This window comes from Pigmentiphaga kullae (assembly GCF_004216695.1).
Taxonomy (GTDB): domain Bacteria; phylum Pseudomonadota; class Gammaproteobacteria; order Burkholderiales; family Burkholderiaceae_B; genus Pigmentiphaga; species Pigmentiphaga kullae.
This window is the reverse complement of the sequence record NZ_SGXC01000003.1, coordinates 1-26,059: the sequence shown is the minus strand read 5'-3', so window position 1 is coordinate 26,059 and position 26,059 is coordinate 1. Positions and strand designations below refer to the sequence as shown.

At 69.5% G+C, this 26,059-nt stretch carries 22 protein-coding genes and 1 pseudogene; 12 read left to right on the top strand and 11 right to left on the bottom strand.

Annotation, left to right across the window (positions count from 1 at the left end; translation table 11 throughout):
• Nucleotides 1–5: 5 nt before the first annotated feature.
• The 9 genes from EV675_RS22975 (at nucleotide 6) to EV675_RS22940 (ending at nucleotide 11,553) form a co-directional block, all read left to right on the top strand.
• On the top strand, nucleotides 6–917 hold the full coding sequence (locus EV675_RS22975; protein WP_130360368.1) for an FAD binding domain-containing protein: 912 nt from the start codon (nucleotides 6–8) through the stop codon (nucleotides 915–917).
• A complete protein-coding gene (locus EV675_RS30215; RefSeq protein WP_207222039.1) occupies nucleotides 910–2,817 on the top strand; it encodes a molybdopterin-dependent oxidoreductase in 1,908 nt (635 codons plus the stop codon). The genes EV675_RS22975 and EV675_RS30215 overlap by 8 nt, the downstream gene beginning before the upstream one ends.
• A complete protein-coding gene (locus tag EV675_RS30210) occupies nucleotides 2,814–3,833 on the top strand; it encodes a xanthine dehydrogenase family protein molybdopterin-binding subunit (protein WP_207222038.1) in 1,020 nt (339 codons plus the stop codon). Before EV675_RS30215 ends, EV675_RS30210 begins: the two co-directional genes overlap by 4 nt.
• 84 nt (nucleotides 3,834–3,917) lie before the next feature.
• Nucleotides 3,918–4,916 carry a tripartite tricarboxylate transporter substrate binding protein gene (locus tag EV675_RS22965; RefSeq protein ID WP_130360366.1) on the top strand — a complete coding sequence of 333 codons (999 nt, stop codon included), beginning with the start codon at nucleotides 3,918–3,920 and terminating at the stop codon, nucleotides 4,914–4,916.
• A 38-nt stretch (nucleotides 4,917–4,954) separates the two neighbouring features.
• Nucleotides 4,955–6,865 carry a thiamine pyrophosphate-binding protein gene (locus EV675_RS22960; protein ID WP_130360364.1) on the top strand — a complete coding sequence of 637 codons (1,911 nt, stop codon included), beginning with the start codon at nucleotides 4,955–4,957 and terminating at the stop codon, nucleotides 6,863–6,865.
• A 9-nt stretch (nucleotides 6,866–6,874) separates the two neighbouring features.
• Nucleotides 6,875–8,326, top strand: coding sequence for an NAD-dependent succinate-semialdehyde dehydrogenase (locus EV675_RS22955; RefSeq protein WP_207222037.1), 1,452 nt, complete (start codon nucleotides 6,875–6,877; stop codon nucleotides 8,324–8,326).
• Between the two features lie 27 nt (nucleotides 8,327–8,353).
• The gene (locus tag EV675_RS22950; protein WP_130360362.1) at nucleotides 8,354–10,075 is read left to right on the top strand and encodes an IlvD/Edd family dehydratase; all 1,722 of its coding nucleotides are present in this window, start codon (nucleotides 8,354–8,356) and stop codon (nucleotides 10,073–10,075) included.
• Between the two features lie 21 nt (nucleotides 10,076–10,096).
• Nucleotides 10,097–10,573: a CBS domain-containing protein gene (locus EV675_RS22945; RefSeq protein WP_130360360.1), complete on the top strand. Its 477-nt coding sequence runs from the start codon at nucleotides 10,097–10,099 to the stop codon at nucleotides 10,571–10,573.
• Nucleotides 10,574–10,626: 53 nt separating this feature from the next.
• A complete protein-coding gene (locus EV675_RS22940; RefSeq protein ID WP_130360358.1) occupies nucleotides 10,627–11,553 on the top strand; it encodes an AraC family transcriptional regulator in 927 nt (308 codons plus the stop codon).
• Nucleotides 11,554–11,568: 15 nt separating this feature from the next.
• Here EV675_RS22940 and EV675_RS22935 read toward each other — a convergent pair whose 3' ends face one another.
• The 5 genes from EV675_RS22935 to EV675_RS22915 all read right to left on the bottom strand — a co-directional run bounded on the left by EV675_RS22935 (nucleotide 11,569) and on the right by EV675_RS22915 (nucleotide 16,958).
• On the bottom strand, nucleotides 11,569–12,012 hold the full coding sequence (locus EV675_RS22935; RefSeq protein WP_130360356.1) for a barstar family protein: 444 nt from the start codon (nucleotides 12,010–12,012) through the stop codon (nucleotides 11,569–11,571).
• Nucleotides 12,013–12,015: 3 nt separating this feature from the next.
• Nucleotides 12,016–12,408 carry a guanyl-specific ribonuclease gene (locus tag EV675_RS22930; protein WP_130360354.1) on the bottom strand — a complete coding sequence of 131 codons (393 nt, stop codon included), beginning with the start codon at nucleotides 12,406–12,408 and terminating at the stop codon, nucleotides 12,016–12,018.
• Between the two features lie 2 nt (nucleotides 12,409–12,410).
• Nucleotides 12,411–13,661 carry a patatin-like phospholipase family protein gene (locus EV675_RS22925; RefSeq protein WP_130360352.1) on the bottom strand — a complete coding sequence of 417 codons (1,251 nt, stop codon included), beginning with the start codon at nucleotides 13,659–13,661 and terminating at the stop codon, nucleotides 12,411–12,413.
• Nucleotides 13,642–15,963: an NADP-dependent malic enzyme gene (locus EV675_RS22920; protein ID WP_130360350.1), complete on the bottom strand. Its 2,322-nt coding sequence runs from the start codon at nucleotides 15,961–15,963 to the stop codon at nucleotides 13,642–13,644. The genes EV675_RS22925 and EV675_RS22920 overlap by 20 nt, the downstream gene beginning before the upstream one ends.
• A 71-nt stretch (nucleotides 15,964–16,034) precedes the next feature.
• The gene (locus EV675_RS22915) at nucleotides 16,035–16,958 is read right to left on the bottom strand and encodes an FAD-binding protein (RefSeq protein WP_165404726.1); all 924 of its coding nucleotides are present in this window, start codon (nucleotides 16,956–16,958) and stop codon (nucleotides 16,035–16,037) included.
• A 153-nt stretch (nucleotides 16,959–17,111) separates the two neighbouring features.
• Between EV675_RS22915 and EV675_RS22910 the strand changes: the two genes are divergently transcribed.
• On the top strand, nucleotides 17,112–18,269 hold the full coding sequence (locus EV675_RS22910) for a pyridoxal phosphate-dependent aminotransferase (protein ID WP_130360346.1): 1,158 nt from the start codon (nucleotides 17,112–17,114) through the stop codon (nucleotides 18,267–18,269).
• Nucleotides 18,270–18,299: 30 nt separating this feature from the next.
• Here EV675_RS22910 and EV675_RS22905 read toward each other — a convergent pair whose 3' ends face one another.
• The gene (locus EV675_RS22905) at nucleotides 18,300–19,235 is read right to left on the bottom strand and encodes a transglycosylase SLT domain-containing protein (protein WP_242621568.1); all 936 of its coding nucleotides are present in this window, start codon (nucleotides 19,233–19,235) and stop codon (nucleotides 18,300–18,302) included.
• Nucleotides 19,236–19,865: 630 nt separating this feature from the next.
• On the opposite strand from EV675_RS22905, the gene ubiD reads away from it, so the two are divergent.
• The gene (ubiD, locus tag EV675_RS22900; protein WP_130360342.1) at nucleotides 19,866–21,407 is read left to right on the top strand and encodes a 4-hydroxy-3-polyprenylbenzoate decarboxylase; all 1,542 of its coding nucleotides are present in this window, start codon (nucleotides 19,866–19,868) and stop codon (nucleotides 21,405–21,407) included.
• Nucleotides 21,408–21,444: 37 nt separating this feature from the next.
• Here ubiD and EV675_RS22895 read toward each other — a convergent pair whose 3' ends face one another.
• From EV675_RS22895 to EV675_RS22875, 5 genes are all read right to left on the bottom strand, one after another.
• Nucleotides 21,445–21,825 (bottom strand): hypothetical protein, encoded by a 381-nt coding sequence (locus EV675_RS22895; RefSeq protein ID WP_130360340.1) that lies wholly within the window; start codon nucleotides 21,823–21,825, stop codon nucleotides 21,445–21,447.
• Nucleotides 21,822–22,235, bottom strand: a complete 414-nt coding sequence (locus tag EV675_RS22890) for a phage holin family protein (protein WP_165404725.1) — start codon at nucleotides 22,233–22,235, stop codon at nucleotides 21,822–21,824. The genes EV675_RS22895 and EV675_RS22890 overlap by 4 nt, the downstream gene beginning before the upstream one ends.
• A gap of 10 nt (nucleotides 22,236–22,245) precedes the next feature.
• Nucleotides 22,246–22,557 carry an ElaB/YgaM/YqjD family protein gene (locus EV675_RS22885; protein WP_087837964.1) on the bottom strand — a complete coding sequence of 104 codons (312 nt, stop codon included), beginning with the start codon at nucleotides 22,555–22,557 and terminating at the stop codon, nucleotides 22,246–22,248.
• A gap of 130 nt (nucleotides 22,558–22,687) precedes the next feature.
• Nucleotides 22,688–24,175, bottom strand: a complete 1,488-nt coding sequence (gene dacB / locus EV675_RS22880) for a D-alanyl-D-alanine carboxypeptidase/D-alanyl-D-alanine endopeptidase (protein ID WP_423213238.1) — start codon at nucleotides 24,173–24,175, stop codon at nucleotides 22,688–22,690.
• A 79-nt stretch (nucleotides 24,176–24,254) separates the two neighbouring features.
• Nucleotides 24,255–25,841, bottom strand: coding sequence for a methyl-accepting chemotaxis protein (locus EV675_RS22875; protein ID WP_130360336.1), 1,587 nt, complete (start codon nucleotides 25,839–25,841; stop codon nucleotides 24,255–24,257).
• Nucleotides 25,842–25,975: 134 nt separating this feature from the next.
• On the opposite strand from EV675_RS22875, the pseudogene EV675_RS22870 reads away from it, so the two are divergent.
• A pseudogene (locus EV675_RS22870) lies at nucleotides 25,976–26,059 on the top strand (zinc-binding alcohol dehydrogenase); the annotation flags it as partial.

Below are 26,059 nucleotides of genomic sequence, written 5' to 3'. Positions count from 1 at the left end.
CGGCGATGCTGACCTTCGATCGCTACGTGACGGCGGCGACCCTGGACGAGGCCTTCGACGCCCTGGATGCCTCGCCCGGGGCGCGCCTGGTGGCCGGGGCCACCGACCTGCTGCCATGGGCGCGCGAAGGCCGCGCCGGCGACGTCCACCTGCCGGCGCTGGTCGACGTCGGCGCGATCCCGACGCTGACCGCCATCACGGCCGAGGGAGGCCGTCTGCGCATCGGCGCCGCCACCTCCATCGCGGCCTGTGAACGCCATCCCCTGCTGCTGCGCGACGCGGGCCTGCTGGCGCGATGCGCGGCCTGGTTCGCCGACGACCAGATCCGCGAGCAGGCCACCCTGGGCGGTAATCTGGTCAACGCCTCGCCGGCCGGCGACACGCTGCCGGCGCTGCTGGCCATGAACGCCCAGGTGGTGCTTGCCCGCCGCGACGGTGCCGGCATCCACGAACGGACGATGCCGCTGGCGGATTTCATTACCGGGCCGGGCCGGACCCGGCTGGGCGCCGGCGAGATCCTGGTGCGCATCGACTGCGACGCCGTGCCCGGCCATGGCGGCGCCTTCGAGAAAGTCGGGCATCGCCGCTCGCTGGTGATCTCCACCGTCTGCCTGGCGGCGCTGGTCCGGCTCGCCCCGGCCGGCGGGACGCTGGCCGACGTGCGCATCGCGATCGGCGCGGTCGGCCCGGTGCCCGAACGGCTGGACGACGCCGAAGCGGCCCTACGCGGCCGACGCCCGACACCCGCCACGATCCGCGAGGCGGCCGAACTTGCCGCCGACCGCGTGCGTTCGCGCAGCCGCCAGGACTACCGCCGCGAAGTGCTGGTGAATTTCGTCGAGCGCGGCCTGGTCGCCGCGCTGGCGCAATGCGGCCTGGCCGTGCAGCGCCTGCCCAGGGAGACCGTCCATGCCTGATCCATCGGGCTTCGATGCCGTCCAGCCGCCCACGACGCGCATCGTCGCGACCGTCAACGGCCGCCGGGTGACGCGCACGGTCCCCATCCACTATCGCGTGATCGATTTCATCCGCGAGGAACTGAAGCTGACGGGCAACAAGGAAGGCTGCGGCGCGGGCGAATGCGGCACGTGTTCGATGTTCGTCGACGGCACGCTGATCAAGAGCTGCCTCGCCCCCGTGCAGAAGATCCACGGCAAGACCGTGGAAACGGTGGACGACCTGGACGCCGACCAGGGCATGACCGTAATCCAGCGGGCCTTTCACAAATGCGGCGCCAGCCAGTGCGGCTACTGCATTCCCGGCATGGTGATGGCGGCCACGGCCACCCTGCGCAAGCGACCCGAGGCCAGCCTGGACGAAATCAAGGAAGGACTGGGCGGCAACATCTGCCGCTGCACCGGCTACCAGAAGATCCTGGACGCCGTGGCCATGGCCCGCGACGTGCTGAACGGCACGCGCCCGGAAACAGACCTGGAAGAAGCCGCCACCGACAGCTTCATCGGCTCGCGCACCCGCCGGCTGGACGCGCCGGCCAAGGTCACGGGCGCCATCAAGTACGCGGCCGACCTGTGGATGCCCAACATGCTGCACATGCAGGTGCTGCGCAGCCCGCACCCCCACGCCCGCATCCAGCGGCTGGACGTGAGCGAGGCGCGCGCCATGCCCGGCGTGGAATGCGTGCTGACCTGCGACGACGTGCCCGGCATCGACAACTTCGGCGTCTTCATCGAGGACCAGCCCATCATGGCGCGCGGCGTGGTCCGCTACGTGGGAGAAGGCGTCGCCGCCGTGGTGGCCGAGACCGCCGACATCGCGCGCGAGGCCGTGAAGCGGATCCGCGTGACCTACGACCTCCTGCCGGGCGTGTTCGACCCGTTCGAGGCCATGAAGGAAGGCGCCCCGCAACTGCACGACTTCGCGCCCGGCAACCTCTGCAAGCACACGCGCATACGCAAGGGCGACGTCGACGCGGGCCTGCGCGCGGCCGATCTGGTGGTCCAGGAAACCTACCGCACCTCGGCCCTGGAACACGCCTACCTGGAGCCCGAGGCGGGACTGGCCTACCTGGAGCCCGACGGCTGCGTCACCGTGATGTCGCCCAGCCAGAACATCACCCACCATCGCCACATGCTGGCCAGGATCCTGGACCGGCCCATCAACAAGGTGCGCATGATCATGAGCACCGTGGGCGGCGGCTTCGGCGGCAAGGAGGACATGCTGTACCAGGGCATGCTGGCGCTGGCCGCCATCCGCACGCGCCGGCCGGTGCGCTACGTGTTCACCCGCGAGGAAAGCATCGCCGCCAGCGCCAAGCGGCATCCGTTCAGCATCGACTACACCATGGGCCTGACGCGCGGCGGGCTCATCGTCGCCACCCGGATGATCATGGTGTCGGACGGCGGTGCCTACGCCATGTCGACGCCGGGCGTCATGAACAAGTCCGCCATCCTGGGACCCGGCCCCTACGCCATTCCCAACGTCTGGGTCGATGCCATCGGCGTCTACACGAACAACACGCCCAGCGGTGCGTTCCGGGCCTTCGGCGCGTTCCAGTCCGAGTTCGCCACCGAGTCCCACCTGGATCTGTGCGCGGAACGGCTGGGCATGGACCCGGCGCAATTGCGGCGCCTCAACCTCATGCAGGACGGCGCGACCACCCACACCCGGCAGCAGCTGGACCGCGTGGCGGCCACCGCCTGCCTGGACGCCGCGCTGGCGGCCGCGCGCTGGGATCCGGGCGTGCCGCACCGGCAAGCCCGGGGCGAGCCCGCGCGCATCGACCTGGGCGGCCCCGGCACCCGCGCGCCCTGCACGCCGGGCCTGGGCGCGATGGCCACCGACAAGGAGACGACATGAAGAAACGAGGCCGGGGAATGGCTTGCGGCTGGTACGGCATCGCCCGCACCGCCGCCATGGATCGGGCCGCCGTCTGGGTTGAGATCGACGACGGCGGGACGCTGAAGGTGGCCACCGGCGTGACAGAGATCGGCGAAGGCGTGCTGACCGGGCTGTGCCAGATCGCCGCCGAGGAAACCGGCGTGCGCCCGCAGGACGTGGTGCTGGCCGACAACGACACGGCGCGCGTGCCCGAGGCCGCCCACGCCGGCGCCACGCGCATGACCTACATGATAGGCAACGCGGTGGCGCTGGCCTGCCGCGAGGCCTTCGGCAAGTTCGCCGCGGCCATGGCCGACCTCTGGCAGGTCAGCCCCACGTCCATCCGCGCCCGCGCCGGCGAGGTCTGGGTCGCGGGCTCGCCCAGCCGGCGCATGAGCATGGAACATGCGGTGCACGTCCTGAAGAAGGACCGCGGCATCGTCATCGTGGGCAGCGGGCTGTTCACCTCGGAGCACACCGCGCTCGACCCCGAGACCGGCGCCGCGACGCCATGGCAGAGCTATGTGTTCGGCGCGCAGATCGCCGAGGTCGAGGTGGACACCGACACCGGCGAGGTGCAGGTGCTGGGCGTCTGGGCGGCCCACGACGTGGGGCGGGTGATCAATCCGCAGCAGGTCGAGGGCCAGATCGAGGGCGGCGTGGTCATGGGCGTGGGCCACGCGCTGATGGAGGCCTATAGCCAGGCCGCCGGCCACACCACCACGCCCGGACTCGCCAAGTACATCCTGCCGACCACGCTGGACGTGCCCCATGTCACGTCAGTGCTGATCGACGAACCCGACCCCAAGACGCCCCTGGGCGTCAAGGGCATCGGCGAACCATGCCTGATCCCGACCGCGCCGGCGATCGTGAACGCGATCCACGATGCAGTGGGAGTACGCATGACGCACCTTCCCGCCACGCCCGAGCGCGTGCTGGAGGCCCTGCGCCTGAAGCGGGCCGTGCAACCCAGGGAGCAACGCAAGGTGGCATGACTCATTTCCCGACTTACCGCCCCTAGCCGCTACACGCCAACGACGCGGACGGCCCCGGCGGTCAAACAGAGGTAGGAGACGACCATGAACGTTCGCAGGCAGACAGCGAAGGGATGGCTGTGCGCCATCGGTATGTCGGCCCTGGCCATCGCCCATGCGGCGCCCGCCACGGCCGACGAGTTTCCGAACAAGCCCGTCGAGATGACCGTACCCTTTCCCGCCGGCTCGTCCGCCGACGTGGTGGCCCGAGTCCTGGCCGACGGCATGTCGCGCCAGCTCGGCCAGCCCGTCACGGTCATGAACCGGCCCGGCGCCGGCAGCGCCATCGGCTACAAGTACGTGCAGGGCCGCAAGCCCGACGGCTACTCGATCGTCTTCAACTCGAACTCCATCTCCACCGCCTACTACCAGGGACTGGTGCCGTTCGACTACAAGGCCTTCGACCCGGTGGCCCGGGTCTCGGTCGAACTGCCCGTGGTGGCGGTGAAGGCCGACGCGCCGTGGAACTCGCTGCGCGACCTGGTCGCGGACGCGAAGAAGCGGCCCGGGGAGATCCGGCTCGGCAACTCCGGCTTCGGCAGCCACACCCACACCTCCGCGGTGGCCTTCTTCCACGAGACGCGGGCCGAGGTGACCCACGTCGCCTTCGGCGCGTCCCAGGTGGTCACCAGCCTGATAGGCGGCCACATCGACGCGCTGGTGCAGCTTCCGGGCGCGCTGACCGCGCACGTGAAGGCCGGCACGCTGAAGGTCCTGGGCGTGATGGGCTCGAACCGGGAGCCGGCCTTCCCCGACGTCCCGACCGCCCGGGAACAGGGCTTCGACTTCCAGGCCGACATGTGGCGCGGCATCGCGGTGCCCAAGGGCACGCCGGCGCCCGTGGTGGCGCGGCTGGAAGCGGCCGTGCACAAGACCGTGGAGAGCGCCGAGTTCAAGACCCAGGGGGAAAAGCTGGGCTTCGTGCCGGCCTTCCAGTCGGCGCCGGATTTCGGTCACACCATCGCCACCGAGGACGTGCTGCTGGCCAAGCTGATGACCGACGTGGGGCTGCGCAAGGCGCCGGAGCAGCAGGCGAAGTTCTGAACACCGGCCGCCGCGCGGCGGCCGCACGGGAGCACGACATGAATCAAACGGTGGATCTGCCCAGGACCCAGTTGCCGGACGCCGCGGGCATGCAGGCCCGCGCGGCCGCCATCGCCCGCGCCGGCGGCCTGCAGGAGGCGCTCGAGCATGGCCTCCTGAGCCAGCGCGTCTCGGTCTCGCTGTCGGAAGCCCTGGTGCTGGGGCTGCTACGGCAGGGCGTAAGCAAGTACCTGGCGATCTTCGGCCACGGCTCCACCGACCTAGGCGAGGTCCTGCGCGTCTATACCGAGGCCGGCGTGACGCGGGTATTCAACTTCCGCAACGAGGTCGAGATGGCCCATGCCGGCACCGCGCTGGCCTGGATCCACGGCGAGACCTGCGTGGTCGTAACCTCCATCGGCCCGGGCGCGCTGCAGGCCATGGCGGGCTCGCTGGCGGCCGCCTCGAACGGCGTCGGGCTCTACCACGTCTACGGCGACGAGACGACCCACGGCGAAGGCTACAACATGCAGCAGGTACCCCGCCCCGTACAGCACGTCTATGGGCAGATGACGGCCCTGATGGGGGATTCCTACGTGCTGCACACGCCCGAGGCGCTGCGCGATGCCCTGCGGCGCGGCACGCGGCGCGTCCACCATCCGGTCAAGCCGGGCCCGTTTTATCTCCTGCTGCCGCTGAACACCCAGCCGCAGCGCATCGAGCAGCTCAACCTGGTGGCCCTGCCCGAACGCCTGCGGGTGGCGCGGCAGGCGGTGGCCGACCACGAGGCGATCGAGGAAGCCGCGGTGCTGCTGCGCAAATACGACCGCATCGTCGTCAAGGCGGGCGGCGGCGCGCGGGCCCATGCGGCGGCGGTACGCCGGCTGGTGGAGGCCACCGGCGCGGTGGCGGTGCTGTCTCCCGGCTCGACCGGCGTGCTGCCCGACGCCCATCCGCAGAACATGCACGTGGGCGGATCGAAAGGATCGATCAGCGGCAACCATGCGATGGAACACGCCGAACTGCTGGTGGTGATCGGCTCGCGCGCGGTGTGCCAGTCGGACTGCTCGGGTACCGGTTATCCGCGGGCGCGCGCGGTGATCAACATCAACGGCGATCTGGACGACGTGGCGCACTACAACCGCACGCTGGGGCTCCACGGCGACATCGGCGCCGTACTGGAGCAGTTGCTGTCGGCGCTGGTGGTCGTGCGCGACACCTCGCTCGGCCGGCAGGACTGGCTGGACGAATGCGCCGCCGCCAAACGCGCCTGGAAGGACTTCCTGGCGTCGCGGCAGAACCTGGGCGGGCTCCGCGACGAGGTCTGGAACGGCATCGTGCTGACCCAGCCCGAGGCGATCAAGATCGTCGCCGACTTCGCCCGGGACATCGACGCCGTCAAGCTGTTCGACGCCGGCGACGTCCAGGCCAATGGCTTCCAGACGGTGGAGGACGACACGCCCTTCCAGACCTACACCGAGTCAGGCGCCTCGTACATGGGCTTCGCCACCTGCGCCGTGGTGGCCTCGGGCCTGGCCGCCCGGCCGCGCTATGCCGTCGCGTTCACCGGAGACGGCTCGTTCATGATGAATCCGCAGGCGTTGATCAGCGCGGTCGAGCACGGCGCCAGCGGCATGATCGTGATCTTCGACAACCGGCGGATGGCCGCGATCTCCAGCCTGCAGCACGCACAGTACGGCGTCGACTTCCGCACCAGCGACGGCGTGGCGGTGGACTACGTGGCCATGGCGCGGGCCGTACGCGGCGTGAACGCCGTCTGGGGCGGCCATACCGCCAGGAGCCTGCAGCAGGCGCTGCGCGAGGCGCATGCCCACCAGGGGCTGTCGGTGGTGCACGTGCCGGTCTACGCTGGCAGCGACGAGCGGGGCGGCCTGGGGGCCTACGGCTCGTGGAACGTCGGCAACTGGTGCGAGCAGGTGCAGCGGCGTTATCGATCCATGGACATCTGAGGAACACACATGAAGCGCGAACAATTCGGCCTGTACCAGGAATACGGCCTGTACATCGACGGCGAATGGCTGGCGGCGCGCGACCTGGCCGCGCGCGAGGTGTTCGACCCGGCCACCGAGGAGATCATCGGCTTCGTGCCCGTGGCGACGCCGGCCGACCTCGACGCGGCGCTGGCCAGCGCCCGCGACGGACTGGCGCGATGGCGCCAGGAATCGCCCTGGGCGCGCAGCGCGGCCCTGCGGCGCGCGGCGGACCTGATCCGTGCGCGCGAGGACGCCATTGCCCGGCTGATGGCGCGCGAAACCGGCAAGCCGCTGGCCGAGGCCCGCGGCGAGACCCAGGCGGCGGCCGACCAGTTCGAGTGGTACGCGGAAGAAACCAAGCGCATCTACGGCCAGACGATAGAAGGACGCACACCGGACGTGCGGATGACGGTCCGCTTCGAACCGGTCGGCGTGGTGGCGGCCTTCTCGGCCTGGAACTTCCCCGCGCTGCTGCCGGCGCGCAAGCTGGCCGCCGCGCTGGCCGCCGGCTGCTCGGTGGTGATCAAGCCGGCCAGCGAGGCGCCCGGCTCGTGCATGGCCCTGGTACAGGCCTGCCACGACGCCGGCGTGGCGCGCGGCGCGGTCAATCTCGTCACCGGGGACTCCGGACTGATCTCCAGGCACCTGATCGAATCGCCGCTGGTGCGCAAGGTGTCGCTGACGGGGTCGGTCGACGTGGGACGTCGCCTGCTAGGCCACGCCGCCGCCGGCATCAAGAAGGTCTCGATGGAACTGGGCGGCCACGCGCCGGCGCTGGTTTTCGAGGATGCCGACCCGATCGCCGCCGCCACCGCGCTGGCTCGCGCCAAGTTCCGCAATTGCGGCCAGGTCTGCATCTCGCCGTCGCGCTTCTTCGTGCACGAGGCCATCTATCCGGCCTTCTGCGACGCCTTCGCCGGCGTGGCGCGCTCGCTCAGGCCCGGATCGGCCGCCGACAGCGACATGGGCCCGCTGGCAAACGCGCGTGGCCTCGCGCACGCCCGATCGTTGGTGGACGACGCCGTGGCCCGCGGCGCACGGCTGCTGACGGGAGGCAGGCGGCCGGCCACCCTGCCGCGCGGCTACTTCTTCGAACCCACGGTGCTGGCCGACGTCCCCGCCGACGCGGCCATCATGAACGAGGAGCCCTTCGTGCCCGTGGCGCCGCTGGCGCCCTTCTCGCGCTTCGAGGACGCCATCGCACGCGCCAATGCCCTGCCCTTCGGGCTGGCCGGCTACGTGTTCTCCAACGCGCTCGGCACCGCCACGCGCGCGGCCGAGGCGCTGGAGTGCGGCATGGTCGGCATCAACGAAGTGCTGCTGGCCTGCGCCGAAGCGCCCTTCGGCGGCATCAAGGAAAGCGGCATGGGCCGGGAAGGCGGCTCGCTCGGCATCCACGACTACCTGCAACCCAAGCTGATCCGCACGCGCATCTGACGCGGCGCCACCCGACGGAACGAGAACATGGACGAACAACAGGAACACGGACTGGCGCGCGGCCTGACCAACTACGGCGACTTCGGCTTCGCCATGTACCTGCGCCGGTCCTTCGCCAGGTCGATGGGCTATTCCACCGGGATGCTGGGGCGGCCGGTGGTGGGCATCGCCTCGAGCGGCTCGGGTTTCAACAACTGCCACCGCGGCATGCCGGAGCTGGTCGAGGCGGTCAAGCGCGGCGTGCTCGCTGCGGGCGGCCTGCCCATCGACTTTCCCACCATCTCGCTGGGAGAAGTGTTCCTGAGTCCGACTTCACTGATGTTCCGCAACCTGATGAGCATGGACGTGGAAGAGATGGTGCGAGCCCAGCCCATGGATTCGGTGGTGCTGATCGGCGGCTGCGACAAGACGGTACCCGCCCAGCTGATGGGCGCCGCGGCGGCCGACGTGCCCGCGGTGCAGCTGGTGACCGGCCCCATGATGACTGGCCGCCACAAGGGCGAGAAGCTGGGTGCCTGCACCGACTGCCGACGCTTCTGGGCCCGCTACCGGGCGGGCGACATCGCCGGCCCGGAAATCGGCCAGGTCGAAGGCCGGCTGGCCACCACCGCCGGCACCTGCGCGGTCATGGGCACCGCCAGCACCATGGCCTGCATCGCCGAGGCGCTGGGCATGTCGCTGCCGGGCACCGCCGCCATTCCCGCCGTGCACGCGGACCGGCTGCGCGCCGCCGAAGCCAGCGGTGCGCTGGCCGTCCGTCTCATCCACCAGCCGATACGGCCGAGCCAGGTCATCACGCCCAAGTCGGTGGAGAACGCGGTGCGCGTATTGCTCGCGCTGGGCGGCTCGACCAACGCGATCATCCACCTGACGGCCATCGCCGGCCGGCTGGGCATCCCCGTGTCGCTGGAGAAACTGAACGCGTGGTCCGACACCACGCCGGTGCTGGTCAACCTGAAACCCACGGGCGACCACTACATGGAAGACTTCTACGCCGCCGGCGGCCTGTCCGCCGTGCTGCGGGAACTGGCGCCCACCCTGCACCTGGACGCCCTGACCGTTACCGGCGAGACGCTGGGCGAGCGCCTGGAGGCCGAACGCGAAGCCTGGGTGGACCATACCGTGGTCAAGCGCGCCAGCGACCCGGTCGAACCGGTGGGCGGACTGGTGGCGCTGTTCGGCTCGCTGGCGCCGCGCGGCGCCATCCTGAAACGCTCGGCCGCCGACAAGGCGCTGTTCGAGAAAGAAGGCCGGGCGGTCGTCTTCACGTCGCTGGAGGACTTGTCGCGCCGCATCGACGACCCCGGGCTGGACGTGGAGGCCGACGATTTCCTGGTGCTGCAGAACGCCGGCCCCACCAGCGGCAGCGGCATGCCCGAGGCCGGCTACCTGCCCATCCCGAGGAAGCTGGCCGCGCGCGGCGTCAAGGACATGGTCCGCATCTCGGACGCCCGCATGAGCGGCACCGCCTACGGCACCATCGTGCTTCACGTCGCGCCCGAGGCCGCCGCGGGCGGCCCCATCGGATTGATCCGCGACGGCGACCGCATACGCCTGAGCGTCAGGGACCGCCGCATCGACCTGCTGGTGCCCGAAACGGAGCTGGCGCAGCGGCGCGCCGAATCGCCGGCGGCGCCGCCGCGGGCCGAACGCGGCTATGCCCGCCTCTACCAGCAGCACGTGCTGCAGGCCGATGGCGGCTGCGACTTCGATTTCCTGCTTGGCACGCCACCCGGGCCAAGACCGTGAAGACGCTACAGGGAGAATGCAATGCGAGTCAGCGACATACTCAGGATCCAGGACAAGGCGCTGTACACGGTGGCGCCGGACACGCCCCTGTCCGAATGCGTCATCACCATGGCCGACCAGGACATCGGCTCGCTGGTCGTCATGGACCGCCACATCCTGGCTGGCCTGCTGACCTTCAGCGAAGTGATACGCGTGCTGGCCCGGCGCCAGAAGGAACTGCGGCAGGGGCCGACCCCGCCCGTAGCCGAGCTGCGGGTGTCGCACGTGATGAATCCCGAGCCCATCGTCGCCCAGCCCGACATGGACCTGCACGTGCTGCGCTCGCTGATGGTGTCGCACCACCAGTCCTACATCCCGGTCGTGGCCCGAGGCTTGCTGCAAGGCGTGGTTTCGTTCCATGATGTCGCCAAGGCGGTCCATGAACAGCAGAGCTTCGAGAACCGCATGCTGATGTCCTACATCGGCGACTGGCCGGCGCCGGAACACGCCGTCAGATAGGGCCACGGCCGCGCCAGCCGCCGCTGGCACCACCATGGGAGACAAGAGGCGCCATGCACAGCGACGCCGTGGGCATCCGGATCGACGATCCGTCGATCAAGACTTACCGCATGGTCGAGCGGTCCGAACGCCTGGACTTCGACATCCGGGACCACACGGTCCGGCCCGCGGTCTCCACGCCGCACCGCCACGAGTTCTTCCAGATCCAGGTCAACGCCACGGGCGGCGCCAGCCAGGTCATCAGCGGCCAGCGCCGCCAGTACCGCGCGCGGTCGCTGATCTTCGTGCTGCCCTATCGCGTGCACTGCGCCTACAACCCCTGCGAGCCCAGCTACACCATCATCAACTTCGCCACCAACTTCCTGCGGCGCGACTTCGACCTGTCGCCGCTGGAGATGGAGGAGGTCTCGCTGACGGACTACCCCGAACTGGCGCCCTTCCTGTACGAAGGACACATCGACTTCGAGTTCGACGACGAGGAATTCGCCCACATCCAGGGCTTGCTGCGCCACATGACCGCGCTCAACCACAGGCGCCGGCTCGGCACGCTGGAACGCATACGCGGCACGCTGCTGGAGTTGATCGGCTTCACCACCGAACGCTTCGAGTCGGAACTGCGCGGTCTGACCGAACGCCGCATCTACCTGCAAGGCCGCACCGACGCGCTGAAACGCGCGATACGCCACATCGACGAGAACCTGGACAAGCCGTTGTCCCTGTACAGCGTGGCCGAGGCGGCGTTCCTGTCGCCCAATTACCTGTCGCAGCTGTTGAAGAAACACACGGGGCTGGCCTTCGTCGACTGGGTGACGGTCAAGCGGATGGACCGCGCCCAGGATCTGCTTGCCCACAGCGAAGACCGCATCTTCGAAATCGCCAATGGCGTCGGCTTCAGCGACGAGGCCTATTTCACCCGCCGGTTCCACCAGCGCTTCGGCCTGTCTCCCTCGGAATACCGGCGCCGCGTCCGGCAGGGATAGGGGTTGCGCCGGAACTCAGGCGGAATGCGTGCGTCCGGGCTCGGCGGCGCCGTCGGCCTTGTCCAGGACGAAGGTGAAGGCCTTGCCGTTTTCCCGCGCGAATTCGACCACGTCCTCGCCCACCTGGGCAATGGCCGCCGCGTGCCCGGACAGGCCGGGATCGTCCTGGTGCAACTGCCACAGCGCCAGCACCATGCCGGCCGGTTGATCGAGCACGGTGTCGCACAGGCAGTCGTACAAGGCATCGAGGTTGCCGCCGAAATGCTCGGGGAAATCGACCGCATTGGCGATCGCCCGCAGCACGGCCGACTTGCTCTTGGCGCGCGAACAGTCCACCTCGTAGACGGCCAGCTTCAGCTGCCGCGCGGCCTGGAGCAGGGCCTTCACGTCGAGGTCCGGGTCGGCCAGGGCGCCGCCGGTCTTCAGGCATTCGTTCAGGTTTCTCGCATTCGAGGACATGGATCACTCCTGGATGCGCCGGAACGACGCGTAGTGATCGGCGGTATACCAGTATTCTCCACTGGTGGCGGGGTTGCCCGTATCGCCCTTGCCGGCGACGATGCGCCGGGCGCCGCGATTGCGCGCACCGGGCGTGGGCACGGTGTACTCGGTATAGTACCCACGCGCCTGCACGGGCAAAAGGCGTTCGCGGTTATAAAACGTCACGCCATCGCGGGCGTGCCGGAACGGCCCGCCCTGCCGGATCTGCGCCAGCACCTGGCGCGCCTCGGGCGGCAGGTCGCGCGCGTCGACCGTGCCGGGCAGGGGCCCCCGGGCCCAGGCGCCGGTTCCCAGCGCCAGCCACAGCAGCGCGATCGCGAATCCGCGCAGGAAACGGCCTAGTGTCCAAGACATCGCTATTCCTCGTCGGTACGGAAGAAAGCCAGCACCTCGTCGCTGCGGATGAGCGTATCGCCAAACCCCAGGGCGATCAACTCGCGCGTGTAGCCGGGCTCGAACAGCAGGTAGGACGCCAGGGACGCGCCGGTCAGTTGTTCGGGACCGGACGAGACGCCCATGCCACGCATCAGCGTGCGCATCGCCGGGGGCAGGCTGTCCAGGTGGCGGCCGGCGATTTCGTCCAGGCGCTGGCTGGGTGATATCGATAGCACGCGTATGGGGCGCAGCGCGCCGCGCCAGCGCTCCTCGGCCGGCAGCCGCGACAGGGTCTGGTTGATGCGCTGGATGCGCTCGATGTCGGCGTCCAGGCTGTCCAGGAAGATGTTGGACAGGGCATGGCCGCCGATCTGGGCCAGCGTCGGATAGCTGGCCGCCCCGGTCCGGCGCCGCGGATCCGCCTCGGAATGGCCGCCGCTGATGATCAGCACGCGTCCCGCGCCCAGGTGGATCGCCGGGCTGATGGGGGCGAGCTGGCGCATGGATCCATCGCCGCACCACTCGGGCTCGCCGTGCACCAGCAGCCGGCGCGCCGGGAACACGAACGGGATCGCGCTGGACGCCAGCAGGTGTTCGACGCCGATCTCGGCCCGCACCGCCACGCGCAGCGAGCGGCGCCACGGCTCGATCTCGTAGGCCGACTGGTAGAAGGTGATGTGCTGGCCCGAGGTATAGCCGGTGGCGGCGATGGCCAGTGCCTGGACCACGCCGTCGGCCAGGTTGGCATCCAGCCGGCCGAAGTCCAGCACGCCGCGCAGCAGTTCTCCCAGGGGCTGGTTGTCCAGCAGCGCGGGTTGCTTGCTCCGGCCCACGCGAGCCATCATCAGCGCGAACGACAGCATGGACAGCCAGCTTCCCCCGCCACGCACGGTGCGCAGCGCATCGGTCCGGTAGACCTGGGCGGCGTGGAAGTTCTCCCAGACGTCCAGCATGTGCTCGATCGTCTGCGTCAGGTGATGGGCGCCGCAGGCCAGCACGGCGGCGTTGATGGCGCCGGCCGAGGTGCCGCACAGGACGTGGAAGGGATTGGCGTGCAGGCCGCCCGGACGTTCGCCCAGGATGCGGACGATGGCCTTGAGCACGCCTACCTGGTAGGCGGCGCGGGCGCCGCCGCCGGCAAGCACGAGGCCGGTGCATGCGGGCCGCAGCACCGGCACGGTGGGAGCCGCGTGCGCGGCCCCCGTTACGGGATCAGCGTCCGCCGCTGCCATCCAGGCGCGAGGCGTTGGCATCCATGACCGTCAGCGCGGTCATGTTGATGATGCGGCGCACCGTCGAACTGGCGGTCAGGATGTTGACCGGGGCCTTGCAGCCGAGCAGGATGGGACCGATGGCCACGTTGTTGCCGGCCGCCGTCTTCAGCAGGTTGTAGGCGATGTTGGCCGACTCGATGGTGGGGCACACCAGCAGGTTGGCTTCGCCCTTGAGCGTGCTGTCGGGCATGATGCGGTTGCGGACCGCCTCGTCGATGGCGCAGTCGCCGTGCATCTCGCCGTCCACTTCCAGCCACGGCGCGCGCTCCTGGATCAGCGCCAGGGCCTGGCGCATCTTGACCGCCGACGGCGAGTCGCTGGAACCGAAGTTCGAATGCGACAGCAGCGCGGCCTTGGGCTCGACGCCCAGGCGCTTCATTTCCTCGGCCGCCATGATGGTGATCTCGGCCAGTTGGTCGGCGTCGGGGTTCTCGTTCACGTGCGTGTCGACCAGCACCACGGTACGCTGCGGCAGCACCAGGAAGTTCATCGCGGCGTAGACCTTGGCGCTGGGATTGCGGCCGATGACCTCGTCGATGAACTGCAGGTGGTTGACGTAGGGGCCGACCGTGCCGCAGATCATGCCGTCGGCGTCGCCCTGGTGGACCATCATCGCGCCGATCAGCGTCAGGCGCCGGCGCATCTCGATCTTCGCGTATTCCTTGGTGATGCCCTTGCGCTTGGTCATGTCCCAGTAGGTCTGGGAATAGTTGCGGTGGCGCTCGTCGAATTCGGTGTTCGTGACCTCGACGTCCTGCCCCAGGCGCATCCGCAGGCCCAGCTTCTCGATGCGCTTGGCCAGCACCGCCGGACGGCCGACCAGGATGGGTCGGGCCAGGCCGTCGTCGACCACCGCCTGCACCGCGCGCAGCACGCGCTCGTCCTCGCCCTCGGTGTAGACGATGCGGGCCTTGCCGCCCTCGCGCACCGTGCGGCGCGCCGCGCCGTACAGGGGGCGCATGAAGGCGCCGGAGTGGTAGACGAACTGCTGCAGTTGCTCGACGTAGGCGTCCATGTCGGCGATGGGCCGCGTGGCCACGCCCGAGTCCATGGCCGCGCGCGCCACGGCGGGCGCGATACGCACGATCAGGCGGGGGTCGAAAGGCTTGGGTATCAGGTATTCCGGGCCGAACGCAAGATCGGATACGTCATAGGCGGCGGCGACGATCTCGCTTTGTTCCTGGCGCGCCAGTTCGGCGATCGCGTGCACGGTGGCGATCTCCATCTCGCGCGTGATGGTGGTCGCGCCTACGTCCAGGGCCCCGCGGAAGATGTACGGGAAGCACAGCACGTTGTTGACCTGGTTCGGATAGTCCGAACGGCCGGTGGCGATGACGGCATCGTCGCGCACCGACTTCACGACCTCGGGCAGGATTTCCGGCGTGGGGTTGGCCAGCGCCAGGATCAGCGGCCGCTTGGCCATGGCCGCCACCATCTCGGGCTTGAGCACGCCGCCGGCGGACAGGCCCAGGAACACGTCGGCGCCCTCGATCACCTCGCCCAGCGTGCGCTTGTCGGTTTCCTGCGAGAAACGTTCCTTGTCCGGATCCATCAGCGTGGTGCGGCCCTTCCAGACCACGCCTTCGATGTCGGTCACCCAGACGTTGGCGAGCGGCAGGCCCAGGTCGACCAGCAGGTTCAGGCAGGCCAGCGCCGCGGCGCCCGCGCCCGAGGCGACCAGCTTGACCTCGTCGATCTTCTTGCCGACCACGGCCAGGCCGTTCAGCACGGCGGCCGCCACGGTGATGGCCGTGCCGTGCTGGTCGTCGTGGAACACCGGGATGTTCATGCGCTGGCGGGCCCTGCGTTCGACCGCGAAGCACTCCGGCGCCTTGATGTCTTCCAGGTTGATGCCGCCGAAGGTCGGCTCGAGCGCCGCGATGATGTCGACCAGCTTGTCCGGATCGGTCTCGTTGACCTCGATGTCGAACACGTCGATGCCGGCGAATTTCTTGAACAGGACCGCCTTGCCTTCCATGACCGGCTTGGACGCCAGCGCCCCGATCGCCCCCAGGCCCAGCACCGCCGTGCCGTTGGAGATCACGCCCACCAGGTTGCCGCGCGCGGTGTAGCGGAACGCGGCGGCGGGGTCGTCGACGATGGCTTCGCACGCCGCCGCCACCCCCGGAGAATAGGCCAGCGCCAGGTCGCGCTGGTTGACGAGTTGCTTGGTCGGGGCAATGGAAATCTTGCCCGGACGGCCGTACTCGTGATATTCGAGGGCGGCTTTGCGCAGGTTGGGGTCGAGGGGTTGAGCCATGGAAAAATAACGCCCGCAGAGGCGGTCACACGAAGTTATGCGAGGTGCGGATTATCCGCTCCCGGCACGGGTTAGACAACCGACGAGGGGAAAACACTCCCCGCGTCGAACGTGGCCTTGACCATGGCATCGAGCCGGTCGGCCGGGGTTTCCCGGCCCGAAGCGCGGTCTTCGCGCTCCTGGACGGACAGCACCGGAGGCGCTTCCCCGGCATCGCGCAGGCGCAGCCGGAATCGTCCGGCCCAGGCCAGGGTGCCCTCGCTGCCCAGCAGGAAATGCGCGGGATTGGGCACCGGTTCGCCGCCCGCGGCCGCGCGCGGCACGAGCGCGTCGAGCCGGTAGCCGGCCGGCCAGACCGGCAGTTCCAGCATCGCGGCGACGGCGGAATCGGTGGCGAGCTGGAACAGGTCGGACACCAGGCGGCTGGCCGACGCGGAACGCAGCGGCTGGGTGGATTCGACCCCGAAAGGGCCCAGTTGTTCGAACGCGCCATCGGCCAGCAGCACCTGGGCCGCATCCAGGCCCGAGTCCCGGCAGCGGCCCGGCAGCCAGCCGCGGGTACGAAGCAGCCAGGCCCCGACGGATTCGAGGTCGGCGCCCGCGTGCCAGCGCCACGGCGTGCCCGCCAGCCGCTCGCGCAGCGCGCCCATGGAACAGCCCGCCTGCACCACGATGGTGCCGGCGCGTTCGTCGAAGGATTCGATCGCGGCCAGTTGCGAGGTGTCCAGCCGCAGCCAGCCACGCTCGGCCGGCAGGGCCGCCTCGCGCGCGCCGGGCTGCACCAGCAGCACACCGAACTCGCGGCACAGCGCGGCGGCGTGATAGACGTCCTCTTCCCGGGCCACGACCAGGCGCGCCCGCCCGGGGGCGTCGGCCTGCGGCGTCTCGTCGCTGACCTGGCCGCGGGCCATGCGCGCCAGGCGCTGGCAGAAAGCCGGCCAGGGCGCGTCGGACAACATGCGGGGCAGGAAGAAGGCGCGGCGGCCGGGTTTCATGGGCGAGGACGGAAAGGAACGGGCAGTACCATGCTTCGCATTGTAACGGCGCGGCCGACCGGACGGCCACCGGCGCCGGTCCGCGGCGCGGCGTATCATGGATGACCCGGGCCGCTCCCAGCGCCCTCCCCCGTCACTTCCCGCTCGACCGCCATGCTTCGCCTCTCTCCACGCATCGCCCGCATCGCTCCCTTCTACGCCATGGAGGTCGTCAAGCAGGCGGCGGCCCTGCAGGCCCAGGGCCGCGACATCGTGCAGATGAGCATAGGCGAGCCCGACTTCACGGCCGTTCCAGCCGTGGTCGAGGCGCTGGAGCGCACCGCGCGCGCAGGGCGGACCCAATACACCGAGGCGGTCGGCATCGCTCCCCTGCGCGAGGCGATCGCCGGCTTCTACCAGACGCGCTTCGGCGTGGCCGTGGATCCGTCCCGCATCATCGTCACCGCCGGCGCCTCGGGCGCGCTGCTGCTGGCCTGCACCGCGCTCGTCGACGCCGGCGCCCAGGTGCTGATGCCCGACCCCACCTACCCCGCCAACCGCCACATCGTGACCGCGGCCGGCGGCGAGCCCGTGCTGATCCCGGCCGGCCCCGGCGACCGCTTCCAGCTTGCGGCCGACCATATACGGCGCCACTGGACGCCGCGCACCGCCGGCGTGATCGTGGCCTCGCCCGGCAATCCTACGGGCACGTCCATCGCGCCGGACGCGCTGGCCGAGCTGATCCGCGAAGTACGCGCCCGTCAGGGCTTCACCCTGGTCGACGAGATCTATCTGGGGTTGAGCTACGAAGGCGACCGCCGCTCGGCGCTGGCGCTGGCCGACGACCTCATCATCGTCAACAGCTTCTCGAAATACTTCCACATGACCGGATGGCGCCTGGGCTGGCTGGTGGTGCCGCCGCAACTGGTCTCGGTGTTCGAGAAGCTCGCGCAGAACCTGGTCATCTGCCCGTCCACGCTGGCCCAGCATGCGGCGCTCGCGTGCTTCCAGCCCGAGTCGCTCGACATCTTCGAGGCGCGCCGGGAAGCCTTCCGCCAGCGGCGCGACTACCTGCTGCCCGAGTTCGAACGCCTGGGGCTGGCGGTCCCGGTCAAGCCGGACGGCGCCTTCTATATATATAGCGATGTACGCGCGCATGCGGCCGACAGCGCGGCCTTCGCCACGCGCCTGCTGCACGAGGCCGGGGTGTGCGCGGTGCCGGGACGCGATTTCGGAACCGCCGAAACCGCGTCCTACCTGCGCTTTTCTTATGCCACGGACATGGCGCGGCTACAGGAAGGCGTAGCGCGCATGGAACGGCTGCTGCGGTAACACCCGGGCCGGGGAGGCCCGGGAGCGGGCCTACATGACGGCGGGGGCGCCAGGTTCGGCGTTCTTGACCGACACCGCTTCCGAGGACGGATCGGTGGGAATGGGCATGGGCTTGGCGGACGCAGAGCGCGCCGGCGTGGCCGGCGCGGCGCCCGGCAGGTCGGCGTTGACGCCCGCGGCCGAGGCCAGGCGGCGGCGTTCAGCCAGGACCCGGTCGCCGTACGGACTGGTGCCGTCGGGACCCACGCCCACGTACATGCGCAGGCCGGCCGTCAGCGAACCGCCACGTTCGATGTATTCCTTCAGGATCGACGCGCCGACCCGGATGTTGGCCACCGGATTCCAGGCGGCCTGGCTGCCGCCGAACGGCTCGAACCGTTCGGTGTGGACCCGGGTCAGGACCTGCATCAGGCCCTGGGCGCCGACATGGCTTTCGGCGAACGGATTGAAGCTGGACTCGATGGCGATGATCGCCAGGAGCAGCAGCGGATCCAGGCCCATTTCCTGTCCCACGCCATAGGCGGTGGACACCAGCATGCGGGTGGCCTCGTTCGAGACCCGGTACTTGCGCGCGATGTAACGGCCCAGGGACTCGGCCTGCACGGCCGATACCTTGGTCGCGTGCGGCTTCTGCGCCGGCTTGGCGGCGTTGCCCATCGAGCCCAGGAGCGACGTCACCTGGGCATGCGGCTGTACGTTGTCGGCCACGGCCGCGGCTGCGGCCGCCGCGGCGACGGCGGAGGCGACATCGACCGGGGCCGGTTCGGCCACGGGCGTCTCGACACCGTTGAATGCGGTGAATTGCGAAGCCTGGTCACGCAGACCAGGAACAGACCACACTACGGCGGCCATGGCGAGCACGGCCAGGCCTACATAACTATTGATGGAGCGGCACCAATCCGTGACTCCCGGTCGAGGCCGGGGGTCGGGCTGCTCCGTCGACGAGCTCGACTGCGCGTCGGGCATACTTACCTCCTTGCAACGGCGGGCCACAAAAAAACCGCATCCGGAAGCGATCGAGATACGACTCCGGACATCGAGGCCACAACCTGCTTGGCTGCACATCGCGCCGCTGTCAGGACGACTGGCGGCACACCTGCATGATCGCTATCGCAGAGATAGCTCGGGACCATGCCTGTTTCGGGCAGAGGGCGCGTTCGCGCCGCTAAGAGAACTCCAGTATGGTGGGCGCCCGATGGCCCGTTAAGCAGCCCGGTGGTCTTGTCCGGCCCCGACTCGGGGGCGGCTGTCAGGACGACGGCACCGGGCACACGCTGAAAGTTGGCGGATTGTAGAAATGCGATCCGGCCAGGTCAACCGTAAAAAATCACCATTTTGGTGCAGGGCAAGGACATCCGCGATCATTGTGATTTTCTATCGATACCCATGCGACCGTATATGGAAAGATAGATAAAAGTAAGCATACACTATCAGCAAGATCGAATCAGATTCAGAAACATATGTAAAATTTGTCCCGACCGTCATGTTTCATGTCATCACGGCCCCGATGACGGGATCGGTGCGCCGAACGCCGCGACCGCGACGGCGGGTTAAAGTGGCCCCTCTTCCGGCTTCCCCCATCAAGGTGCTCCGCCCGTGAAATACCGCGACCTCCGAGATTTCCTGCGCCAACTCGAAGCGCGGGGCGAGCTCAAGCGCATCCCGACCGCCGTGTCGACCCACCTCGAGATCACCGAGATCTGCGACCGCGTACTGCGCGCCGGCGGGCCGGCCCTGCTGTTCGAGAACGCCCGGCAGCCCGGCCGCGACAAGGCCGACATGCCGGTGCTGGCCAACCTGTTCGGCACTGCCCAGCGGGTCGCGCTGGGCATGGGCGCGGAAGACATGGGCGCCCTGCGCGACGTGGGCGAGCTGCTGGCCTCGCTGCGCGAACCCGAGCCGCCGCGCGGCCTGCGCGATGCGCTCGGCAAGGTGGCGATGCTGAAATCCGCCCTGTGGGACATGGCACCGCGCGAGGTCCGGAGCGCGCCCTGCCAGGAGATCGTGCTCGAAGGCGACGACGTCGACCTCGGGCGCCTGCCGATCCAGCACTGCTGGCCCGGCGACGTCGCCCCGCTGCTGTCCTGGGGACTGGTCGTCACGCGCGGACCGAACCGCAAGCGCCAGAACCTGGGCATCTATCGCCAGCAGCCCATCGGGCGCAACAAGCTCATCATGCGGTGGCTGTCGCACCGGGGCGGCGCGCTGGACTTCCGCGAACACATGCTGGCCCATCCCGGGCAGCCCTTCCCGGTCGCAGTCGCGCTGGGCGCCGACCCCGCCACCATCCTGGGCGCCGTGACGCCGGTGCCCGACGCCCTGTCCGAATACCAGTTCGCCGGCCTGCTGCGCGGCGGCCGCACCGAGGTGGTCCGCTGCCTGGGCAGCGCGCTGTCCGTGCCCGCCTCGGCCGAAATCGTGCTGGAGGGCCACCTGCTGCCGGCCTCCGATCCGCGCGCCAACGCCCCCGGGATCGCGGCCCCGCCCGACAACGGCTACGAGATGGCGCTGGAAGGCCCCTACGGCGACCACACCGGGTACTACAACGAGCAGGACTGGTTCCCGGTCTTCACCGTCGACCGCATTACCATGCGGCGCGACCCCATCTACCACTCCACCTACACGGGCAAGCCGCCCGACGAGCCCGCCGTCCTGGGCGTCGCCCTGAACGAGGTCTTCACCCCCCTGCTGCGCCGGCAACTGCCGGAAATCGTCGATTTCTACCTGCCACCCGAGGGATGCAGCTACCGCCTGGCCATCGTCTCGATGCGCAAGCAGTATCCCGGACACGCCAAGCGCGTGATGTTCGGCATCTGGAGCGTGCTGCGCCAGTTCATGTACACCAAGTTCATCGTGGTGGTGGACGAGGACATCGACGTGCGCAACTGGCAGGAGGTGATCTGGGCCATCACGACGCGGATGGACCCCGTCCGCGATACCCTGCTGGCCGACCGCACGCCCATCGACTACCTGGACTTCGCGTCGCCGGTCTCGGGCCTGGGCGGCAAGATGGGCCTGGACGCCACCAACAAGTGGCCGGGCGAGACCGATCGGGAATGGGGACGCCCCATCGTGATGGACGCGGACGTGAAGAAACGGGTGGACGGCCTGTGGCGGGAACTGGGCTTGCCGGGCTGAATCCGGCGGCCCCGGCTGACACCGGGGCCCGATGACGCTAGCGCGGGTCCGGCCGGCTGCGGTCTTCCTTGATGGCCCGCCACAGCTTGTAGGCCTGGTAGGCGGCCACCGCGCCGCCACCCAGCTTCAACAGCCGGAATACGCCGCCCAGCCGCACGCGGGCCAGCACCATCGACGCCGCAGACGACACGATGGGATAGCGCCTGAGGAAGCGCCAGGCCTGCATGGCGGTCGCCATGCCGCGGCTGCCGCCCAGGCTGGGCAGGACCGACTTGAGTACTTGTCCCGGCGTGACGGCTTCCTTGATCTGGTGCAGGTGGGCGGCCAGCTCCATCCGCTCGATGGACGAACGGGCCAGCAGCAATTCCTTGCGGGCCTCGATATCGCCTGCCTCGCGCGCCCTGCGCCGCCCGGTCATCGCGGCCCCCGGCGGCTGTCGGGTTCGGACTCGGCCACCGCGGCGAGCATGTCGCGGTCGCGTTCGAGTTCGGCCAGGGTGTCCTCGAACACCAGCGGCGCATGCACGGCCTGCCGCCGCACCATGATCAGCATGATGAGGCCCACCAGCAGATAGGCCGCCCCGACCAGCGCGATGGCCAGATGCCGGTATTCGGTATCCCAGAACAGCACGACGATCAGGAACGAGAACATCATCAGGCCGAGCGTCAGGCACAGCAGGGCCGCCAGGGCGACCAGCACCATGCCCAGCAGGCGCGACTTTTCCTCGGCCAGTTCGATGGCGACGAGTTCCAGCCGGGTACGCAGGATGCCGATGGAAGTGGCAGCCAGCGCCCGGAGCGAACTCAGCAGATGCGGCGACGCGGACACGCTGCGCGTATCAGCGGCGGCTGTTGACCAGCAGGCCGGCCAGGAAGCCGACCGCCGCGGCCACGCCGATGGCGCGCCAGGGATTGTCGTGCACGAAGTCGTCGGTGGCGCGGGCGGCCGCCTTGCTGCGTTCCAGCATGGAGTCCTGGACGTCCAGGAGCTTTTCGCGTGCCCGCTTGAGGGAAGTCAGGGCGCGCTCGCGCAGTTCGACGGCGCGGTCGCCGGTGCTGGAAGCGGCTTGCTTGAGCAGGTCTTCCGCGTCGTTCAGCACGACCTTGACGTCCGAGATGAGTTTTTCCTTGCCTGCGGTGCTGGTAGTCATCGTGTTGCGCTCCCTGCGTTGTTTTTACGATTGGACGATCCGATGATAGCAGCCGCCCCCGCATACCGGAACCCTTGCATCCGGGGGGCAGCATCGGGTAACACCTGCAACCCCGCGCTTGCATCCTGTGTCACTGGCCGGCAAGCCAGGCGATAAGCTTGTCGTTGAAGCCGTTGGCCTGCTGCGCGCGTTCGTCGTTGACCACGCTGACCACCAGATAGCGGCGCCCGCTGGCCGCCAGCACATAGCCGGCCAGGGCCCGCACGTCGCGCAGCGATCCGCTTTTCAGGTGGGCGAGGCCCGCAGCGTCGGAATCGCGCATGCGGCGGCGCACCGTTCCGTCCATGCCCGAGATGGCCAGCGAGGAGACGAACTCCGGCATGACCGGCGACCGCCAGGCGGCGGCCAGGAGCCGCGCCAGGCTGTCGGCCGAGATCCGGCCGTCGCGGGACAACCCCGAGCCATTGTCCAGCACCAGTTCGGGCAATTTCAGGCCCCGCGCCGCCAGGATCCCGTCCACCGCGCGGTCGCCGCTGGCCACGGTGGCCGGGCCCGGCTCGTAAGCGGCGCCCAACGTCAGCAGCAGCAGGCGGGCCATGACGTTGTTGCTCTGCTTGTTGATGCTGCGCACGACCTCGGCCAGCGACGGCGAATCGTGGGTAGCGAACAGCACGGCATCGCCCGGCACGCTTGCCTCGCGTATCCGGCCCGCCAGGCTGCCGCCCATTTCCTGCCAGAGCACGCGGAAGACCGCCTCGGCATGCCGGGGCTGGGACAGCGCCAGCCGGTACAGGCTGAACTCGCCGCAGCCCCCCGACACGGTTCCGGCCACGCGCAGCGACACGCCGGACGAGGTCAGGAAGGGCTCGGTCTGCACCACGGGCGAACCGGGACACGGATTGTCCGACCATTTCAGTCCGCCCTCGACCTTGACGCCGGGCAGGGCCGGATCCAGCGTCACCCGCCAGTGGCGGTTGCGCAGGTCCGGGGTGAACAACAGGCGCACCGCGCCAAACCCCACCATCCAGGCATCCGGGCTGGCGTTGTAGGGCCGCGAGGGATCGCCGTCGAAGGCGCCGGGGTCGATGGACACCGGCCCGAACACCGAGCGGTCCACGACCAGCTCCGGGATCCGGCGCACGCCGCGCACGCGCAGCTCGCGCAGCAGTTGCCAGAGGTCTTCCAGCTTGAAGAAGGGATCGCCGCTGGCGCGCAGGTACAGCGGACCGGACAGGGCGCCATCGGCCGAGATCGTGGTGCCCGGCTCCACCAGCAGCTGGGTGCGCCAGACGTGCGCGGGCCCCAGGCTGTCCAAGGCGGCGAAGGTGGTCACCAGCTTCATGACCGAGGCGGGGTTGCGTGGCTGCCCGGCATTGACCGACACCATGCGCGGGCCGTCGACCGGCTCGACCACCACCGACAAGGCGCTCTCGGGCAGCCCCGTGGCGGCCCAGGCCGCCGACAATTCCGCGGGCAGGTCCTGCGCCCGCGCCATGGCGAATGCCAGGCAGGCGCACACCGCCACCGCGGCCCGCGTCCATCCGCCGGGCCTGCGCCCGGCTCTTCCCGTCCCGCGCCGGCCCTCGGCCACGCCGGCTTGCGCGCCACTCTGCAACAACGCCTGCTCCCTTGTTCCCGTTCCGTGGTTCGAACAGGCTAGAGCATAACGGTTCCCGCCGCTGCCGCCGGCATGCGGATCAATGATGGAGCGAGGCCTCGTAGCGCACCAGCAACTGGCGCATGTCGCCCACAGTGCCCTTGAGCGCCTCGGTGGCCTGGGCCAGCGAGGCGACCGAGGCGGAAGTGCGCTCCACTTCGCCCGAGATGCCTTCCATGCTGTCGGCGACTTCCTGCGACGCCGCCGACTGCTGCTGCAACATGCCGGAAATGTCGCGCGCCCGCTCCACCACCAGCGACGACGAGCGGCGCACCCGTTCGAAGAAACCCGCGCTCTCGCGGATCTGCTCACCGCTGTATTGCACCGACGCCACCGCGTCCTGCATGGAGGTCGAAGTCTCGGTGGCGAAGCGGGTGATGGCCTGCAGCGCATGGCCGATGTCGCCCGTGCTGCCGGCCGTGCGGTCGGACAGTGTGCGTACTTCCTCGGCCACGACGCCGAAGCCGCGGCCGTTCTCGCCCGCGCGGGCGGCCTCGATGGCCGCGTTCAGCGACAGCAGGCGGGTCTGGTTGGCGATCTCGCTGATGGCCTGGGTCACGCCGGAAATGGTCGACACCAGATCGTGCAGCGAGCCTATCTGTTCGTTGGTACGGCCCACGGCCTCGGCCACCGAATCCGTGCCACGCACCGAATCGCCGATCTTGGCCTCGGCCGTGTCGACTTCGCTCAAGGCCGATTCCGACAGAGACAGGGCCGAGCCGGTGTGCTGCGAGGCTTCGCGGATGGCCACGCTCATCTGCTCGACCGCGGCGGCGATGCGGGTCAGGCGGTCGCGCTGCTCGTCGATGACCTGGCGGATCGCGGCGATCTCGCCGTTGACGCGGTCGGCGTTGCCGTCCACGGCCTGCGCCACCTGCAGCACGTCGCACAGCGTGGAGCGCAGGTGGATGCGGGTCGACTCGATGCGCATGGGCAGGCCGCCCAGGTCGAACTGGTGGCGGCCTTCCACGGCGACCGACAGCATGCCCTCGCCCATCGCGGCCAGCGTGCGGTCTACGCGGCGCAGCGGCGCCGAGACGCGGTACCGCCACGCTGCCGCGGCGGCGACGACGACCGCCGCCTGGCCCAGCATCCAGCCCCAGTGCGGCAGCAGCCATGCCCCCAGCGCCATGCCCAGCGACAGGACCGCCACGCCCGCGCCCCACGGGGCGGGAGCGTGCCACCAGCGCGGACGCGGCGTGGCGGGGAATTTCGCCTTGCCCGCCGACACGTCGGCATGCAGGGCCTGGGCGCAAGCCACCTCGGCGCGGTCGGGGGCGTTGCGCACCGACATGTAGCCGACGTGCCTGCCGTTCTCGTACAGCGGCGTGACATAGGCCTCGACCCAATAGAAACCGCCGTCCTTGCAGCGGTTCTTGACCAACGCCCGCCACGGCTGGCCGCGCTTGATGGTCTGCCAGAGATCGGCGAAGGCCTCGGGCGGCATGTCGGGATGCCGGACGATGTTGTGGGGCTGGCCGATGAGTTCATCGCGCGAGAAGCCGCTGACCTCGATGAACGCGGGGTTCGCATAGGTGATGCGCCCCTTCAGGTCGGTGGTGGTCACCACGGGGCGGCTTTTCTCGACGAAGCGCTCGAGCGACGTGACGGGCAGATTCTTGCGCATGGCTCTTGGTATGGACAACGACTCATGACGGTTGACGGCAGCCAGGCGCCCGGACTTTAGGACTATTTGCCGATCGGCGGCCCGCCGTCCCACTACAATCCCGGGTGATTCCCTCGATAGCCTAGGAGCAGCCCATGAAGACCAAAGCCGCGATCGCCTGGAAGGCAGGCGCGCCCCTGACCATCGAAGAAGTGGACCTGGAAGGTCCGCGCGCCGGC